Raw genomic sequence first — 15,793 nt, forward strand, 5'->3', positions numbered from 1 at the left:
AATTTTTTAGCAAGGAATGCATATGACTACCCAATCGAAAGAAAACCTGTCCGTCGTGATCGTGGGCGGCGGCATCGGCGGCATGGCAGCCGCGCTGGCGCTGGCCCGGCTGGGGATCCGCATCAAGGTGCTGGAACAAAGCGACGTGATCGGAGAAATCGGGGCCGGCATCCAGCTGGCGCCGAATGCATTTGCCGCGCTCGACGCACTGGGCGTGGGCGAATATGCGCGCAAGCGCGCCGTATTCACCGACAAACTGGTGATGATGGATGCGGTCGACGGCAGCGAAGTGGGCACATTCCCGGTCGATGAGCGCTTCCGCGCGCGCTTTGGCAACCCGTACGCGGTGATTCATCGCGCCGACATCCACAGCGCGATCCTCGAAGCCGTGCAGCAGTCGCCGTTGATTGAATTCTTTACGTCCTCGCGCGTCATCGACATGGTGCAGGACGGGAACCAGGTCGCCGTGATGGATAGTCAGGGCCGCCGGCATAGCGCCAATGCGGTGATCGGTTGCGACGGCGTCAAATCGGTGGTGCGTGAAAAGCTCATCGGCGACGAGGCGCGGGTCTCCGGGCACGTCGTCTATCGCGCGGTGGTGCCGCTGGCGGACATGCCGGAAGACCTGCGCATCAACGCCCCCGTGGTGTGGGCCGGACCGAATTGCCACCTGGTGCATTACCCGATGCGGGGCGCAACCCAATACAACCTGGTCGTCACCTTCCACAGTCGGGACCGGGAAACCTGGGGCGTGCGCGACGGCAGCAAGGCCGAAGTGCTGTCCTATTTCAACGGCATCGGCGCGCGGCCGCGCCAGTTGCTGGAGGCGCCGACCTCCTGGCGGCGCTGGAGCACCGCCGACCGCGATCCCGTCGATGCATGGAGCCGTGGCCGCGTCACGCTGCTGGGCGACGCCGCGCACCCGATGTTGCAATACCTCGCTCAGGGCGCCTGCATGGCAATCGAGGACGCCGTCACGCTGGGCGCAGCGATCGAGCATGCCGGTTTCGATCTGGTTGCCGCATTCAAGTTGTACGAAAAAGTCCGTATTCCGCGCACCGCCCGGGTCGTCCTGTCGGCGCGCGAAATGGGCCGGATTTATCATGCGAAGGGCGTCGAACGGCTGGTGCGCAACGCACTCTGGAAGGGCCGCAGCGCGGACGGATTTTACGACGCCCTGGATTGGCTGTACGGCTGGAGAGCTGAAACCTGTCTGACGCAGTAATGATCGGTAATGGTATGTCGCGACACGATCGATGACGCCAGACGCAGGCGTCGTTGCCTGGCGTTACGGTATCGGTTGATTTCATGATCTGCGCCCTCTATGCTGTTAGAAGCAACGTGGCGCACGAACAGCAGCTTTATTCCTGATGACCATGAATTATTCTCGGCAGTCCAGTGACCGTCCCGCAGGATGCTGTGCGGCTGCCAAAGCAGCGGCACAGGCTTTGGTCATCGGCACATTGTTAAATGGGCTGTTAGCCGCCGCCCCGGCGCATGCGGAACAAGCGGAACAAGCGGAACAAGCGGAACAAGCGGCACAAGCAGGCACTGCTGGCGCGCAGCACCCCGCTGTGCCTGACACGATAGCCCAAAGGCTGGCTGCGTGTACCTCTTGCCACGGCAAAGAAGGCAGGGCCGCCAGCGACGGCTATTATCCGCGCATTGCAGGCAAACCCGAGGGCTACCTGTTCAATCAGTTGCAGAATTTTCGCGACGGCAAGCGCACGTACCCCTTGATGACTTACATGGTTGGTCAAATGCCGGATGCCTATTTTAGGGAAATGGCAGCTTTTTTTGCCAGCCAGCATCCGCCTTATCCTGCCCCACAGGTTACGGGCGCGGCGCAGAGCGTGCTGGAGCGCGGCCGCCAATTGGTGCAAGTCGGCGATCGCAGCAAAAAACTTCCTGCCTGCGTTGCTTGCCACGGTGGCAAACTGACCGGCATGGCCCCGTTTATTCCCGGACTGCTAGGCTTGCCGCGCGACTATATCGTCGGACAATTAGGCAAATGGCAGAATGGCGTCCGGCATGCGCATCCACCTGACTGCATGGCACAAATCGCCAAGACCTTGTCCCCGCAAGACGTAGGCGCAGTATCGTCCTGGCTGGCCTCCCGTCCCTTGCCGGAAGATGTTATCGCTCCACTTGCCGACGCCGATTCCTATGCCAAGAGGCCGTTGGCCTGCGGCAGTGCCCCTCAATAGGCGCAATTTTCCATGAAACGTTTCCTGCTCACGATGATTGCTGTGCTGATATTCGCCATCACGGCGATGATAGCGATGGGGCTCTATGGCTATATGTTGGGTGACGAGCAGCGGGGTTCTGCCAGTGTAGAGCCCACCCGCGGCACCCCTTTGCACGCCGAGCTTGTCGCACACGGAGCCTATCTGGCACGCGCCGGCAACTGCATGGGCTGCCACACGCGGCGCGGTGCTCCCGCCTTTGCGGGCGGACGCGAAATCCAGACCCCGTTCGGCAGTTTTTATGCACCCAACATTACGCCGGATAAAACGACCGGCATAGGTAATTGGACGCAGGAAGATTTCTGGCACGCCATCCATGCCGGCAAATCCCGGGATGGCGATATGCTGTATCCGTCTTTCCCTTATCCCAACTATGCCAAGGTCACGCGGTCCGACTCGGATGCGCTGTTCGCCTATCTCCAGTCGCTACCGGCAGTCAAGCGCCAGAACCAGCCGCATGATGTGCGTTTTCCGTACAACCAGCGGGCTTTGCTGGGACTATGGCGCGCCTTGTACTTCAGGCCAGAGGTATTCCAGCCGGATACGAAGCAGACTGCCGACTGGAATCGCGGCGCCTACCTGGTGCAAGGCCTGGGACATTGCAGTGCCTGTCATGCCAGCCGGAATGTGCTGGGCGCCAGCATCAATGCGACGCTCTTGGGCGGCGGCCTGTTGAGCGGTCAGGAATGGTACGCGCCGTCGCTCACTTCAGAGAACGAAGTTGGGTTGGGACGCTGGCAGACTGCCGACATCAATGCCTTGCTAAAGACCGGAGCCACGACAACCGGCACGGTGACCGGCCCAATGGCCGAAGTGGTGGCGCAAAGCCTGCAACACCTGACGGATGCCGATATCAATGCCATGTCGGTGTACCTGAAAGCCTTGCCGCAAACCAGGACGGATAATGACAGCACTGCGATACCCCGTTTCTTGAGAGACGCCTATCAGTTCGTCGTCGGCTTGCACACCGACGAAAACGCGCAACGCAACAAGGAAGCGCTATTGAAGGAGGGTGCGAGCGTGTACAAGACGCACTGCATGGATTGCCACCAGGCCGGTGGCGAGGGCGTGGCGCAGGCCTATCCGCCATTGAAGGGCAACCACAAATTGATGATGATCTCGCCGGCGAACCCGATACGCATGGTGCTGGCAGGTGGCTTCGCACCGGTCACGGCCGGCAATCCGCGCCCCTACGGCATGCCGCCTTTCGGCCCCAAGCTCAGCGACGAAGAGGTTGCTGCAGTCGTATCGTATATCCGCAACAACTGGGGCAATCAGGCGCCGATGGTGTCACCCTTCGACGTGAACCGTTACCGCAACATAGCGCTGGATTGATCGCCGGCAACTATCCACAGTGCAATGAGGAAAGGCGAAAAAAGAGCTACAAGCCGAAGCGTGTAACTACGCGCCGCAGCAAGGACGTCAGAAAACCGATTTCCTCCGCAGTGAAATCAGCAAAGTCCTGGTTCAATACATCGCTGAATACCGCAGGCACCTGCTGCGCCAGCCCGGTACCCTCGTCGGTCAGGCGCAGTTTCACCAAGCGTCGATCATCAGAGCAAGGCTGGCGCCGAATCAGTCCCCGTGCCCACAGTCGATCAATCATGCGCTTCATGGAGGCTGCATCGGTGCAGGTTTGGCGGACCAGATCGGCGGAAGTTGCATACTTGCCGGTGGAAAGCATCAACAGAATCGCCGCTTGTGCGCTGGTGATTCCAAACTCGGCCAGCGATTCGTTTGAATTTCTCACCAGCATGGTACGTGTGCGTGCCACTAAATAGCCAATGCTATCCTCGATTTGAAAGCTCTCAAGAGGAAAAAGGGGGACAGAATTGCTCTCGGGATTGCTCACTTGCAGTTATCGCGTTCTTTTGTGCGCCCAGCATGGGCGCACTCTTGGAGGTGCAAGTCCTCCCGTGAGTTGATCACAGCGAACGAAGTGAAGCGCAACTGCATGAGGGCGACCGAATGTGGGGAGGAAGCGTGGAGCGAAGCTGCGAGCCGATGAACAAGAACCGGATAGAAGGCGGTGCCGACCAGGGCGAGCGGGCAAAAAGCCGCGAAGCTCTCGTGATCAAGGGTTGCTGTGGTCTAATTTTGCCGGACACCTCAATGGGTGGATTGCTGTGGTCTAATTTTGCCGGACACCTCAATGGGTGGATAATCCATCAACTGAGGAAAAGTACATGGCAAAGCAACGCAAGAAGTTCGACCCCCCCGTGCCAATATAACTTGAGACACCTACCCAGTTAATTCAGAGTACAACGGTAGGATTCAATATGCAGAACCGAAAGCAGGACATTATCGACCCAGCAATCATCATGGCGCCAGAAGATGCAATGCAAGGAGCCCGAAGGGCGACTGGAGATGCCTCTTCTGGCGCGGCGCGTCCGAATCCGGAGGTCGTGGCCCAGGCGCAACGACGCAAGTTCTCTGCGGCTGACAAGCGTCGCATTCTCAACCTGGCCGACAATTGCACCGGCCTCGGGGAAATCGGTGCGCTGCTGCGGCGCGAAGGAATTTACTCTTCGCATTTGGCTACCTGGCGCAAGCACCGCAAGACATCCGAACTGGCGATGCTGGTCGAACAAAAGCGCGGTCCTAAAACTAACCCTGCCACTGCAGAGGCTCGCCTGGTGCTTGAACTGACGCGTGAGAATGCACGTTTGCGCGGGAAGCTCGCCCAAGCTGACATCATCATCGACGTTCAAAAAAAACTTTCCATTCTGCTGGGTTTGACCTCTGCCGACGGACTCGACGAGCCGAAATCATGAAGGCGGCAATCGCCTTGGCGGCGGACGTTGACATCGTGCCCGCCTGCCTCGCTTTGGGGCTGCCTCGCAGTGCCTTCTATCGCCATCGGCAAACACGTCGCGCCGTGCCACTTGCACTGACCGCTAAAGCGGCACACGCGCCCGCGTGGCGTCCGCCGCTGGCGTTGTCTCCAGCTGAACGTCAAGCCTTGCTGGACGTGCTCAATAGCCCGCGCTTCGTCAACCGTGCGCCACCTGCCATACACGCGCAGTTGCTCGATGAAGGCTGTTACCTGGCTTCCGTGCGGACGATGTATCGCGTGCTGCAAAGCTGCGATGCGGTGCGCGAACGACGCAATCAATGCCGGCATCCGGTGTACACCAAACCGGAGTTGTTGGCGGTGACGCCGAATCAGGTGTGGAGCTGGGACATCACAAAGCTCAAAGGCCCGGTCAAGGGAACCTGTTTCCATCTGTACGTCATTCTCGACATCTTCAGTCGCTACGTGGTGGGATGGATGGTCGCGCCACAGGAAACGGCCGAACTGGCCGAGCAACTCATCGCCGATAGCACGGCGAAAGAGGCCATTGAGCCAGGAACCCTGATGCTGCATGCCGACCGTGGCAGCAGCATGCGTTCGAAAGCGGTAGCTGACTTGCTGGTGGACCTGGGTATCGTCAAGTCGCATAGCCGACCGTATGTGTCGGACGATAACCCATACTCGGAGGCGCAATTTAAGACCTTGAAATACCAACCGGATTTCCCGTCACGCTTTGGTTCAGTCGAGGATGCGAGAGCCCATTGCGCGCCTTTTTTTACCTGGTACAACACCCAGCATCATCATTCCGGCATCGGCATGATGACGCCAGAAAGCGTCCACGTCGGAGGCGCTGCGGAAATACGCCAACAGCGTCAAGTGACTTTGAATGCCGCATTTCTGGCCAATCCCAGCCGCTTCAAAAACAAACGGCCCCATCCACCGAAACTGCCGACCGAAGCTTGGATTAACCCACCTGATAGGAGAAAAACAGCGCTTGATACCGAGATTTAGACTCTCATCGCATTGCAGCTGGTGTTTCAAATCAATTGACACATTCCGCTTGCGCGAAATCGAATTTATTGCTGTGGCTCTTCAATCGTAGGAAGCGGCAAATCTATTTTTTCTGAATCCAATAAATTGTTCAGTTCCTCTGCCGTTTTTGTGCCCTGAAAAAATAATACTAGTTCAGCCATAGCAGCCTGCAGTCTCCCTTCAGGGAGACTTGAGATCATTGAATTGATATCGTCGTAATCCCAAGTCGATAAATATTTTCTTGGCTCATTTGGTTTGTCCTTAGTGAATTTGCCAAGTATTTGTTTTGCTTCAACAAAATTCATCGAAACCAGCGCCAATATGATCGACAAATAGGGAGAAAGATTTCCATCTTTCATGGCATCGATTCCATTTTTGTGCTGCGCATAGAGTTTTTCGAATTCGTCACTTTGCTTAGTGAGCGCAAGCATTTCCAAAACGTCGGAGACGTGGCCAATGTTATTAGGCTCTAGCGTCATTAGCTCCATTCGGGTTGCGAGTGCGTCATCGAATTTTCCTATCCTTGCCAAACACATAGCTTTTTGTATAAGCAAAATAGTATTCTTAGAATCCATCTCCAAGGCGAGGTCAATATAGTGCATTGCCCATTCCCACTGCCTTGTTTGTATGAATCCATTAATCTTCTCAATTAGTTCTAACACCTTCAGTCGACGATCTTGCTCCTGATTTGTTTGAGTAAGATCACCTACTTGCGTTTCAAATTCCTGTTGCTTCTTACTTAAAGCGATCAGTTCATTTTCAAAGCTATTTTTTAATTTCCTTAAATTCTCTAGCTCAGTCGCATAGTCAATTTTTATATCTTTAATGCTCCTCATTCCAACATAACCAAACGCAGCAAATACGCCAAAAACAATAGTAAGGACAATATTTATGCTTTGAAGATTGGATGAGTACGCCTCTTTAAGAAGGTCTTTTTCTACTCGATAATTTATTTGATCTCTACGAAGAATTTCTATATCGCTGGCCGCTGACTTTGCATCTTGCTTTAGCAGCCTGAGGCTGCTTTGATTTTCTTCGAGAATCTTATTCTGATCGTCTTTTGGCGCTGCCAACAAAGTCAGCGACGATATTACCAAGACAAAGGCGAGTACAAGAGTTTGTATAGTTTTTGATTGCACAACTGCTCCCTATTGGCCTATTTGATGCCAAATATTCCATTAAAATAACTTGATAAGTTTGCCACAAATCAACCCCGTAAACCCACCTCGTTATACACAAGTCTGTTGAGCGCCTGATCTGCGTAGGGCGCGCATCGTTTTTACCGCCACGTGAACATCCTTCAAGCCCAGCCAGATCGTCTTAACGCCAGGTTCGCCGTCGCTCTTGCGAGCGAGGAAGCCACCCAGGCACGCGATTTGGCGCAGCACTTCGTTCAGCCTTGGCTTCGCCGGCGGCACCTTGTCTCGCAACAGGTAGGCAGCTTGAATTTCGTCCGGATCGAAGAACAGATCAGCATCCAGGTCGGGGCAGGTTCTGCCCAGCCGCATCAGATGCGCGATGCGCCACGCCACCACCATGAACAGCGCCAAGGCACGTTCCAGCTGCGCAATCGAACCAAGTTGCAGTGCTTCGACCCGGCAGGCATTCTTCAGGACGTTAAACAGGATCTCTATTTCCCAGCGCGCGCGATACCAGTCGATCAGCTCGATTACAGCCTCCGGCGTGCCGGCCTCGCGGTTGGTCAGCAAACGCCATTCGATCGGCTTGACGCCGGGTGGTGCGTCGATCTCGCGCGCGATGATGCAGGTGGCGCTGACGGTCTTGCCTTTGCCTGCCGGCAGCTCCACCTTGCGCGCCCACAATTGCTGGCGCACGGCGCGTGCTTTGACGCCGTGCCGCGCTGCCATCGCGAACGATATTTCGCCAACGGGCTCCCCAGCGCCCGTGTGCTGCCAGAGCTTCTCGCCTTCGGGCAGGCAGCGATTGTGCTGGGCGCGCACCAGCCAGTCGGCCGGCGTGCCCAACTCCTGCGCCCGCAGCATCAAGGGCACCAAGTCCGCTTCGCGGTCGGCCACATACACCAGGCGCGTGTCCGGCAAGTGCGCCGCCATCTCGGCGATGCGCTCGTAACCCTCGATCCAGCGCAGGCTTTCCTTCGGCCCGCCACGAATGCCGAACTTGTCCTTCTTTTCGCGCGCCCACATCCACGCGTCGACGATGCCCAGCGGTTCGCGCCCGGGCGTGACCGCATAGGTCGGGTGCAGGTACATGCCGCGCTGGGCCTCGTAGCTCAATGGCCCGAGACCGAATGCGCCTTGGCCGTTGAAGTCCAGTTCAGTGGTGTCCTGCAAGCACAGCACCACCGGTTGCACGGCCATGCGCTGCTGCGTTTGCTGCCAGTGCGGCGCCATGATCGCGCGCCAGTCGATGCTGTCGTTGTCGAAGAAGCGGTACGCTGCCATCGTTTCGCCCCAGCCTCGGCACGCCTTCGGTACGCTGGCCGTCGGGTCGGCCGTAAATCGATCCATCAAGATCCTCGCTCGCTTGTTCAGGCGCGCATCGCCCAGGTCGAGTTGCTCAAATTCTGTCTCTGTCCAAGGTGCCGGTGCGGTAGCCAATTCGTTCACGCAAAAGACGAGAGTAAACCTCAAACGCCCCTAGTTTACAAGGGCTGCGGCAAGCCATTGAATGTAAACGAGTTTTTAGAGGGGCGGCGACGACCGGTCAGACTTGTGTATAACGAGGTGCCGTAAACCTAGCAGCAATTATTTTTTATTTTGCCATTGCCATATTTTGCAAACCTCGCAATACTGTACATTCATACAGTTATACCGAGGTGTCAAAATGTTAGTGCGGGTGGCATGTCTCTACGACGAAGGACGTTATGGAACACAAAGACTTGAGAGGTGCGGCCACCCTAATTTGTGAGACACCTCTGAACACTGAAGAACGGCATAACCTCATCATGGCGTTGATGCGTGAGGAACTTGTTCTAGTCGATGGCACGTTGCTAATAGCGTATGCCGATGCAAATCACGATCATTTGATATATGGCGAGAATCAGCTCGGATATGGATTTGTTGCTGGGGAAACCTTCGATCTACTTGGATGCGCTGATGCTGTAGCGTGGGCAGAAAAGCAGAAGGAAAAACCGGAGCGGTAAAACTCATTGCACACGAGTTGCACACGAGTTGCACACGATAGCCTGAAACCCCGCATGAATCCTTGTACATCCGTCTCATCATAGGTGCAATAGATACCTCCACCGATAGGTAGCGGCTCAACCCGCTAAGTTACCTATGACTCACTTTGGCGGCCTGGTTCGGTGCTAATTGATAGTTCACGGTCGTAGGCAAGCTTCCCAAAGTTTAAAAAATTGCCGGGAATTTTTGGGCAGACGGGTGAGCAAAATATAAAAATTGCCTACCAATAAGTGTACCCGTCACTTTGAAATGTCATAAGACTTTCGTGCGACTCTGGTCGGTATATAACTAGCGTTCGCAACTTGATAATTGGAAAATTCTTGAGTGAGGTTTTGGACGGCATTTCTTCTAGGTCGGCTAATAAATTTAGCGTCATCATCATACTTTTAATTCTGACCCGCCAATTTGAAAGTTACTTATGCCGGAGATGCATATTCCGGTAAAGTTGACCGTCCGCGCCGGTAGTCGTTGATCGGTTCAGCTACGTTACGCTTCGCTGGCGTTGGCCAACTGCTCGTCTGGCCGCACAATATTCTTGGCCACCGCCGAAGGGGATATGTTGACGACAGCCTTTGGAGAATTGACCCAAGCGCCTAAAGCAGCCCCCGCATCCAGCGTGGTTATCGTTGCCGAAGTGTTGAGCGACTCGTAATTTACTTCCGCGTCCCGGCTAACTTTCGTGCTTTGAATGACGCTATTGTTCGTGTTCTGAGTGACGCTAGTGTTCGGGTTCTGAGGACGGGCACTACGGATAGTTTCTATTTAAATCAAAGACTTACGATTGGTTGTTGCCTATAATCTCTTCTAATCTGCCTTTGATTTTTCTTAAACTAAGACTGTAAAAGTACCGTCACTCAGAACACGAAGACATCAGGTTGCTTGTCTACCGGATGGCAAATAGATCGGAAATTGAGCGCAACGTGTCGGCGACAAAATAGAAGCGCCCTCAGGACTGGGATGGATGAGTAACTTGTGGCCTTGCATGTATCCATGAACTAATAGATGCAAACGTTTCGGAACAAAATTGCAGGCCTGAGAAACGTAAAGCTGATCAGGCGCACTGATGCTCATTCAAGAAACTGGTGCGCCCGCGTAGGTTTAGCCTACGGAAGTCCACCATTGAGCAAATCGGGTTACACAGCGGTTACATGAGGTGGTTAAGACCGGCCAATGCAAAAAAGAGCTACAAGCCGAAGCATGTAACTCTTTGATTTAATGCGTATTCTTTGGGGTGGCTGATGGGGCTCGAACCCACGACAACAGGAATCACAATCCTGGACTCTACCAACTGAGCTACAGCCACCACTGTACTTCTATTTCTGTTCCGTCTTGTGGACCAGAACAGCTCGCTATTATACAAACTAAAATTCGCACTGGCAAATCAAAAATACGTAAATCACGATATTAATTGTGTCATTTTTTCATGTGCCTGCGTGGCGGGGGCATGCAAGACCGTTGGTTGTAACTGCAGCAGGCTGAAAAATGTGGTTTCCAGGGCCGGTGGATTACCTGTGGTGAATGCGGTCAAAGTGCCTGATTGCTGACTTGTCTGGCGCAGGTCGTGTTCTGTGAGTATCCGGATCAATTGCTTGGTCACTGCGTCGCCCGTATCGATGATGGTTACCGGTTTAGTGGTAAGGCGCTTGACGATTTCTTCGATCAATGGCCGAACGAACGGGTAATGTGTGCAGCCAAGCACCAAGGTGTCCACATCCTGCTCTATCAACGGTGTGACATAGCGCGCTATCAAGGCTTCCGTCGCCGCAGTGTGCAGCTCTCCCTTTTCAATCTGATCTGCCAGACCGATGCAAGCTTGCAAAGCGAAACGGACGCCTGTCGTATCGCTGATTTGCTGCGCCAGCTGGGTGAAGCGGGCACTGGACAGGGTGCCCTTCGTGGCTAACACGCCGACAGTTTTTGTCTGGGTTTGCTGCGCAGCCGGTTTAAGTCCGGGCTCAATGCCGACCACCGCCAAAGCGGGATACGCGCTGCGAACTGCCTTGATCGCTGCGGCGGTTGCTGTATTGCAGGCGACCACCAGGGCTTTGGCATTGCGTTGAAGCAGGAATTCGGCGATCGTTAGCGTACGTTCCGAGATCGCCTGCTCTGTTTTGTCGCCGTAGGGCGCGTGGGCCGAGTCAGCGAAATACAGTAGGTGCTCGGTCGGCATGGCATCACGGACATGCCTGAGTACCGACAGGCCGCCGACGCCGGAATCAAAAATGCCGATGGGCGCATCTTTTTCCATCGGCATTGTTGGTGTCGTCATATTGTTATGGATAACTTGGAAGAAGGTAAGCGGTCGACCAAGTCAAGGCCAACCGCAGCAACGATCCGGTCAGATGGCGGTAACCGGAATGTTCGACAGCGACGCCGACCGGATCCGTTCCTGCCACTCTTTCGGTCCGGTATTGTGGACCGAAATGCCGTTCGAATCGACCGCCACGGTAACCGGCATGTCCTTGACGTCGAATTCGTAAATCGCTTCCATTCCCAGATCTTCAAAACCCAGCACACGTGCCGATTTAATCGCTTTCGACACCAGATAAGCGGCGCCGCCGACGGCCATCAGATAGGCCGATTGGTGTTTTTTGATCGACTCGATTGCCGCCGGGCCACGTTCCGCCTTGCCAATCATCGAGATCAGACCGGTTTGTTCCAGCATCATGTCGGTGAATTTATCCATCCGTGTTGCCGTAGTCGGACCTGCCGGGCCAACCGCTTCATCGCGCACCGGATCGACCGGGCCAACATAATAGATGACGCGATTGGTGAAATCGACCGGCAATTTCTCGCCCCTGGCCAGCATTTCCTGAATCCGCTTATGTGCGGCATCGCGACCGGTCAGCATTTTGCCGTTCAGCAGCAAGGTCTGACCAGGCTTCCAGGAAGCGACTTCCTCTTTGGTCAGCGTGTCGAGATTGACCTGTCTGGATTTTTCGGTGTCCGGCATCCAGTGTACTTCTGGCCATTCAGACAACGATGGCGGCTCCATGTATGCCGGACCGGAACCGTCCAGTACAAAATGACCATGGCGGGTGGCCGCACAATTCGGAATCATTGCCACCGGTTTTGATGCAGCATGGGTTGGGTGCATCATGATCTTCACGTCGAGCACAGTGGTCAGGCCGCCCAGGCCTTGTGCGCCGATACCGAGCGCATTGACCTTCTGGAACAGTTCGATACGCAATTCTTCGGTTTTGTTTTGCGGGCCGCGCTTGAGCAGATCGTACATGTCGATGTCTTCCATCAACACCTGTTTCGCCATCAGCATGGCGCGCTCGGCGGTACCGCCGATACCGATACCCAGCATGCCAGGCGGGCACCAGCCGGCGCCCATGGTCGGCACGGTTTTCATGACCCAGTCGACCAGTGAATCGGACGGGTTCAGCATCACGAACTTGGTCTTGTTTTCAGAGCCGCCGCCTTTGGCGGCGATCTGGACGTCGATGGTATTCCCCGGCACCAGTTCCATATGCACCACTGCCGGGGTGTTGTCTTTGGTGTTCTTGCGTTCAAAATGGGGGTCGGCCACGATCGATGCGCGCAGCACGTTGTCCGGATGCAGATAACCGCGGCGTACGCCTTCATTGACGGCGTCGGTGATCGAGCCCTTGAAGCCTTCAAAACGCACATCCATGCCAATTTTCAGAAACACATTGACGATGCCGGTGTCCTGACAGATCGGGCGCTTGCCTTCGGCACACATGCGCGAGTTGGTCAGAATCTGAGCGATCGCATCCTTGGCGGCAGGACTTTGCTCGGCATCGTAAGCCCGCGCCAGATGCTGGATGTAATCGACCGGATGGTAGTAGCTGATGTATTGCAGCGCGGCGGCTACCGACTCAATGAGATCTTCTTGCTTGACGGTGATAAGTGTAGTCATGGCGTTTCTTTGTAAGATTTTCGGTAAGGAAGTAACAATAAAAATACGTGAAGGTTGCGGACAACTGCTCTACATCAAAATAATGCCGGATATGAATTAATGCGGTCCATCCTGCCGGCGCTGGCTATGTCGGGTGGCCGTCATGATGCGGTCGCACCATGCAATGCCAGCGCTGAAAGCAGGAAGGTAATGTGGTTTCCGATCCGTGCCGGCAGCGCGTTGATCATAAAGATCAAAATCGGGAGGGCGCCAACGGACTTTCTTGCTGAAGGATTTTGGATGTTGCTCATGTGCTTATGAAGTGGTGAAAATTACTGCCTCGCTATTTTACACTTCCTGCGGACCCTTAATAGCACTAGGAATATTGGTGATAGCAGTTTTGCCAAACCAATGCTGGTGCCGGCAGTATGGCGAGCGCGGATGAGAGTACGATTTAACGATGGTATGCGGCATTGTGGAAAGTTAATCAATTGATAGGCTGCCTTGACTGGGGAGATCAATCATTTGATGTGCAGTTGACGATCCGATATTGCTGAAACTATCGTGCAAATTCACCGAAAATGCTGCATGTAAGGCTTGAGTAAGTGTAAAAGACTATTTTTTGGCATCGATTTTTTTAATAGCTGGAGACAATAAAATGGCCAACATCGAGACTTTTTCCCAGGAAACCCGTGTTTTTCCTCCCCCTGCAGAGTTTGCCAAGACCGCTGCGATTTCCGGCATGGACGCATATAACGCCTTGTGCGCAGAGGCGGCGAGTGACTACGAAGGGTTTTGGGGCAGGCTTGCTCGCGAAAATCTGACCTGGCATAAGCCTTTTACCAAAGTTCTGGACGAATCGAACGCGCCGTTTTACAAATGGTTCGAGGATGGCCAACTCAATGTTTCTTACAATTGCCTTGATGTGCATTTGCAAAACGGTAATGCCGATAAGGTCGCGGTTATTTTCGAATCGGATGGCGGTGACGTCGCCAAGGTCACCTATCAGGAGCTGTACGAAAAAGTCTGCAAGTTCGCCAACGGTCTGAAATCGCTTGGTATCAAGCAGGGCGACCGGGTGGTGATTTACATGCCGATGTCGGTCGAAGGCGTGGTCGCGATGCAGGCTTGCGCGCGTATCGGCGCCACTCACTCGGTGGTGTTCGGTGGTTTTTCTGCCAAATCGCTGCAAGAACGGATTATCGATGCCGGTGCGGTTGCGGTGCTGACCGCCGATGAGCAAGTGCGCGGCGGTAAGCGTCTGGCGTTGAAGGCTATCGTGGACGAAGCGCTGGCACTCGGCGGTTGCGACAGCATTAAAAATGTCATTGTGTACAAACGTACCGGCGGCGACGTCAAATTCAGCGCCGGTCTTGATCTCTGGATGCATGAATTGGTAGCCGATCAGGCTGCGCAATGCGAGCCTGAGTGGGTTGATGCCGAACATCCGCTATTTATCTTGTATACGTCGGGTTCCACCGGGACCCCGAAAGGGGTGCAGCACTCTTCTGGCGGCTACCTGCTGTGGGCCGCCCTGACGATGAAGTGGACCTTTGATATCAAGCCTGATGATGTCTTTTGGTGCACCGCCGACATCGGCTGGATCACCGGCCACACCTATATTGCTTACGGCCCGACCGCGGTCGGTGCTACTCAAGTCATTTTCGAGGGCATTCCGACCTTCCCGAATGCCGGTCGCTTCTGGGACATGATCGGGCGCCACAAAGCCACTATTTTTTACACCGCGCCAACAGCGATTCGTTCATTGATCAAAGCCGCAGACGCCGATGCGAAAATCCATCCATCCGCATATGATTTGTCGTCTTTACGCCTGCTAGGCACCGTTGGTGAGCCGATCAATCCGGAAGCTTGGATGTGGTATCACAAGAATATTGGCGGAGAACGTTGTCCGATCGTTGATACGTTCTGGCAAACCGAAACCGGCGGTCACATGATCTCGCCACTGCCGGGCGCTACGCCGCTGGTGCCGGGTTCGTGCACCTTGCCGTTGCCAGGCATACAAGCCGCAATCGTCGACGAGGCCGGTCATGATCTGCCGGATGGCCAGGGCGGCATTCTGGTTGTCAAGCGTCCGTGGCCTGCGATGATACGCACTATCTGGAATAACCCGGAACGCTACAAAAGCTCGTATTTTCCCGCAGAGTTCGGCGGCGATTTGTACCTGGCTGGCGACGGTGCCATCCGCAACAAGGACACCGGCTACTTCACCATCACCGGTCGTATCGATGATGTTCTGAACGTCTCCGGTCATCGCATGGGCACCATGGAAATCGAATCAGCACTGGTCGCCAACCCGATAGTTGCAGAGGCGGCAGTGGTCGGCCGGCCGGACGAAACCACCGGCGAAGCAATTTGCGCCTTCGTGGTACTCAAGCGCAGCCGTCCAACAGGCGACGAAGCCAAGCAAATCGCCAAGGAATTGCGTGACTGGGTCGCCAAAGAAATCGGCCCGATCGCCAAGCCCAAGGAAATTCGTTTCGGCGACAACTTGCCCAAGACCCGTTCCGGCAAGATCATGCGCCGTCTGTTGAGATTGTTGGCCAAGGGTGAAGAGATTACTCAGGACGTCTCAACACTGGAAAATCCCGCAATTCTGGAGCAATTGAAGGACACAGTGTAACAAAACAAGAAGGGTGCACAGGCCGGAAAGTGCTGCGCTTTCCGCCCTGCG

12 protein-coding genes and 1 tRNA gene are annotated in these 15,793 nt (G+C 55.0%); 6 read left to right on the plus strand and 7 right to left on the minus strand.

Going from position 1 to position 15,793, the window contains the following annotated elements; all coding sequences use genetic code 11:
* Positions 1-22 precede the first annotated feature (22 nt).
* The 3 genes from AC3CHX_RS04950 (at position 23) to AC3CHX_RS04960 (ending at position 3,581) form a co-directional block, all read left to right on the plus strand.
* Entirely contained in the window at positions 23-1,225 is a 1,203-nt protein-coding gene (locus AC3CHX_RS04950) for a 3-hydroxybenzoate 6-monooxygenase (RefSeq protein ID WP_488642983.1), read from the plus strand.
* 145 nt (positions 1,226-1,370) lie between these two features.
* On the plus strand, positions 1,371-2,207 hold the full coding sequence (locus AC3CHX_RS04955; protein WP_488642984.1) for a c-type cytochrome: 837 nt from the start codon (positions 1,371-1,373) through the stop codon (positions 2,205-2,207).
* A 12-nt stretch (positions 2,208-2,219) separates the two neighbouring features.
* Complete coding sequence (locus AC3CHX_RS04960; RefSeq protein WP_488642985.1) at positions 2,220-3,581, plus strand: c-type cytochrome; 1,362 nt, start codon at positions 2,220-2,222, stop codon at positions 3,579-3,581.
* Positions 3,582-3,627: 46 nt separating this feature from the next.
* On the opposite strand, the gene AC3CHX_RS04965 is transcribed toward AC3CHX_RS04960, so the two are convergent.
* Positions 3,628-4,020, minus strand: coding sequence for a MarR family winged helix-turn-helix transcriptional regulator (locus tag AC3CHX_RS04965; protein ID WP_488642986.1), 393 nt, complete (start codon positions 4,018-4,020; stop codon positions 3,628-3,630).
* Between the two features lie 547 nt (positions 4,021-4,567).
* Here AC3CHX_RS04965 and AC3CHX_RS04970 point away from each other — a divergent pair.
* Positions 4,568-6,051, plus strand: a protein-coding gene (locus AC3CHX_RS04970; protein ID WP_488644720.1) for an IS3 family transposase whose coding sequence is annotated in 2 segments (ribosomal slippage) — positions 4,568-4,964 and positions 4,964-6,051 — 1,485 coding nt in all. Because the reading frame shifts where the segments join, the coding sequence is not laid out codon by codon here.
* A 65-nt stretch (positions 6,052-6,116) separates the two neighbouring features.
* Here AC3CHX_RS04970 and AC3CHX_RS04975 read toward each other — a convergent pair.
* A complete protein-coding gene (locus AC3CHX_RS04975; RefSeq protein ID WP_488642987.1) occupies positions 6,117-7,211 on the minus strand; it encodes a tetratricopeptide repeat protein in 1,095 nt (364 codons plus the stop codon).
* 90 nt (positions 7,212-7,301) lie between these two features.
* On the minus strand, positions 7,302-8,651 hold the full coding sequence (locus tag AC3CHX_RS04980) for an IS4 family transposase (protein ID WP_488644721.1): 1,350 nt from the start codon (positions 8,649-8,651) through the stop codon (positions 7,302-7,304).
* A gap of 266 nt (positions 8,652-8,917) precedes the next feature.
* On the opposite strand from AC3CHX_RS04980, the gene AC3CHX_RS04985 reads away from it, so the two are divergent.
* A complete protein-coding gene (locus AC3CHX_RS04985; RefSeq protein WP_488642988.1) occupies positions 8,918-9,196 on the plus strand; it encodes a hypothetical protein in 279 nt (92 codons plus the stop codon).
* Between the two features lie 1,267 nt (positions 9,197-10,463).
* On the opposite strand, the gene AC3CHX_RS04990 is transcribed toward AC3CHX_RS04985, so the two are convergent.
* From AC3CHX_RS04990 to AC3CHX_RS05005, 4 genes are all read right to left on the minus strand, one after another.
* A tRNA-His gene (locus AC3CHX_RS04990) sits at positions 10,464-10,539 on the minus strand.
* Positions 10,540-10,632: 93 nt separating this feature from the next.
* Positions 10,633-11,505, minus strand: coding sequence for a glutamate racemase (murI, locus tag AC3CHX_RS04995; RefSeq protein ID WP_488642989.1), 873 nt, complete (start codon positions 11,503-11,505; stop codon positions 10,633-10,635).
* A gap of 69 nt (positions 11,506-11,574) precedes the next feature.
* On the minus strand, positions 11,575-13,122 hold the full coding sequence (locus tag AC3CHX_RS05000) for a fumarate hydratase (RefSeq protein ID WP_488642990.1): 1,548 nt from the start codon (positions 13,120-13,122) through the stop codon (positions 11,575-11,577).
* A gap of 140 nt (positions 13,123-13,262) precedes the next feature.
* Positions 13,263-13,412: a hypothetical protein gene (locus AC3CHX_RS05005; RefSeq protein WP_488642991.1), complete on the minus strand. Its 150-nt coding sequence runs from the start codon at positions 13,410-13,412 to the stop codon at positions 13,263-13,265.
* A 347-nt stretch (positions 13,413-13,759) separates the two neighbouring features.
* Between AC3CHX_RS05005 and acs the strand changes: the two genes are divergently transcribed.
* Entirely contained in the window at positions 13,760-15,742 is a 1,983-nt protein-coding gene (gene acs / locus AC3CHX_RS05010) for an acetate--CoA ligase (RefSeq protein WP_488642992.1), read from the plus strand.
* The last annotated feature ends 51 nt before the right edge of the window (positions 15,743-15,793 follow it).

The sequence above is a fragment of the Glaciimonas sp. OK215 genome (genome assembly GCF_057787885.1).

Coding starts and splice junctions, on each gene's coding strand:
- AC3CHX_RS04950 (WP_488642983.1), top strand. CDS start 23: ATGACTACCCAATCGAAAGAAAACCTGTCCGTCGTGATCGTGGGCGGC.
- AC3CHX_RS04955 (WP_488642984.1), top strand. CDS start 1,371: ATGACCATGAATTATTCTCGGCAGTCCAGTGACCGTCCCGCAGGATGC.
- AC3CHX_RS04960 (WP_488642985.1), top strand. CDS start 2,220: ATGAAACGTTTCCTGCTCACGATGATTGCTGTGCTGATATTCGCCATC.
- AC3CHX_RS04985 (WP_488642988.1), top strand. CDS start 8,918: ATGGAACACAAAGACTTGAGAGGTGCGGCCACCCTAATTTGTGAGACA.
- murI (WP_488642989.1), bottom strand. CDS start 11,505: ATGACGACACCAACAATGCCGATGGAAAAAGATGCGCCCATCGGCATT.
- AC3CHX_RS05000 (WP_488642990.1), bottom strand. CDS start 13,122: ATGACTACACTTATCACCGTCAAGCAAGAAGATCTCATTGAGTCGGTA.
- AC3CHX_RS05005 (WP_488642991.1), bottom strand. CDS start 13,412: ATGAGCAACATCCAAAATCCTTCAGCAAGAAAGTCCGTTGGCGCCCTC.
- acs (WP_488642992.1), top strand. CDS start 13,760: ATGGCCAACATCGAGACTTTTTCCCAGGAAACCCGTGTTTTTCCTCCC.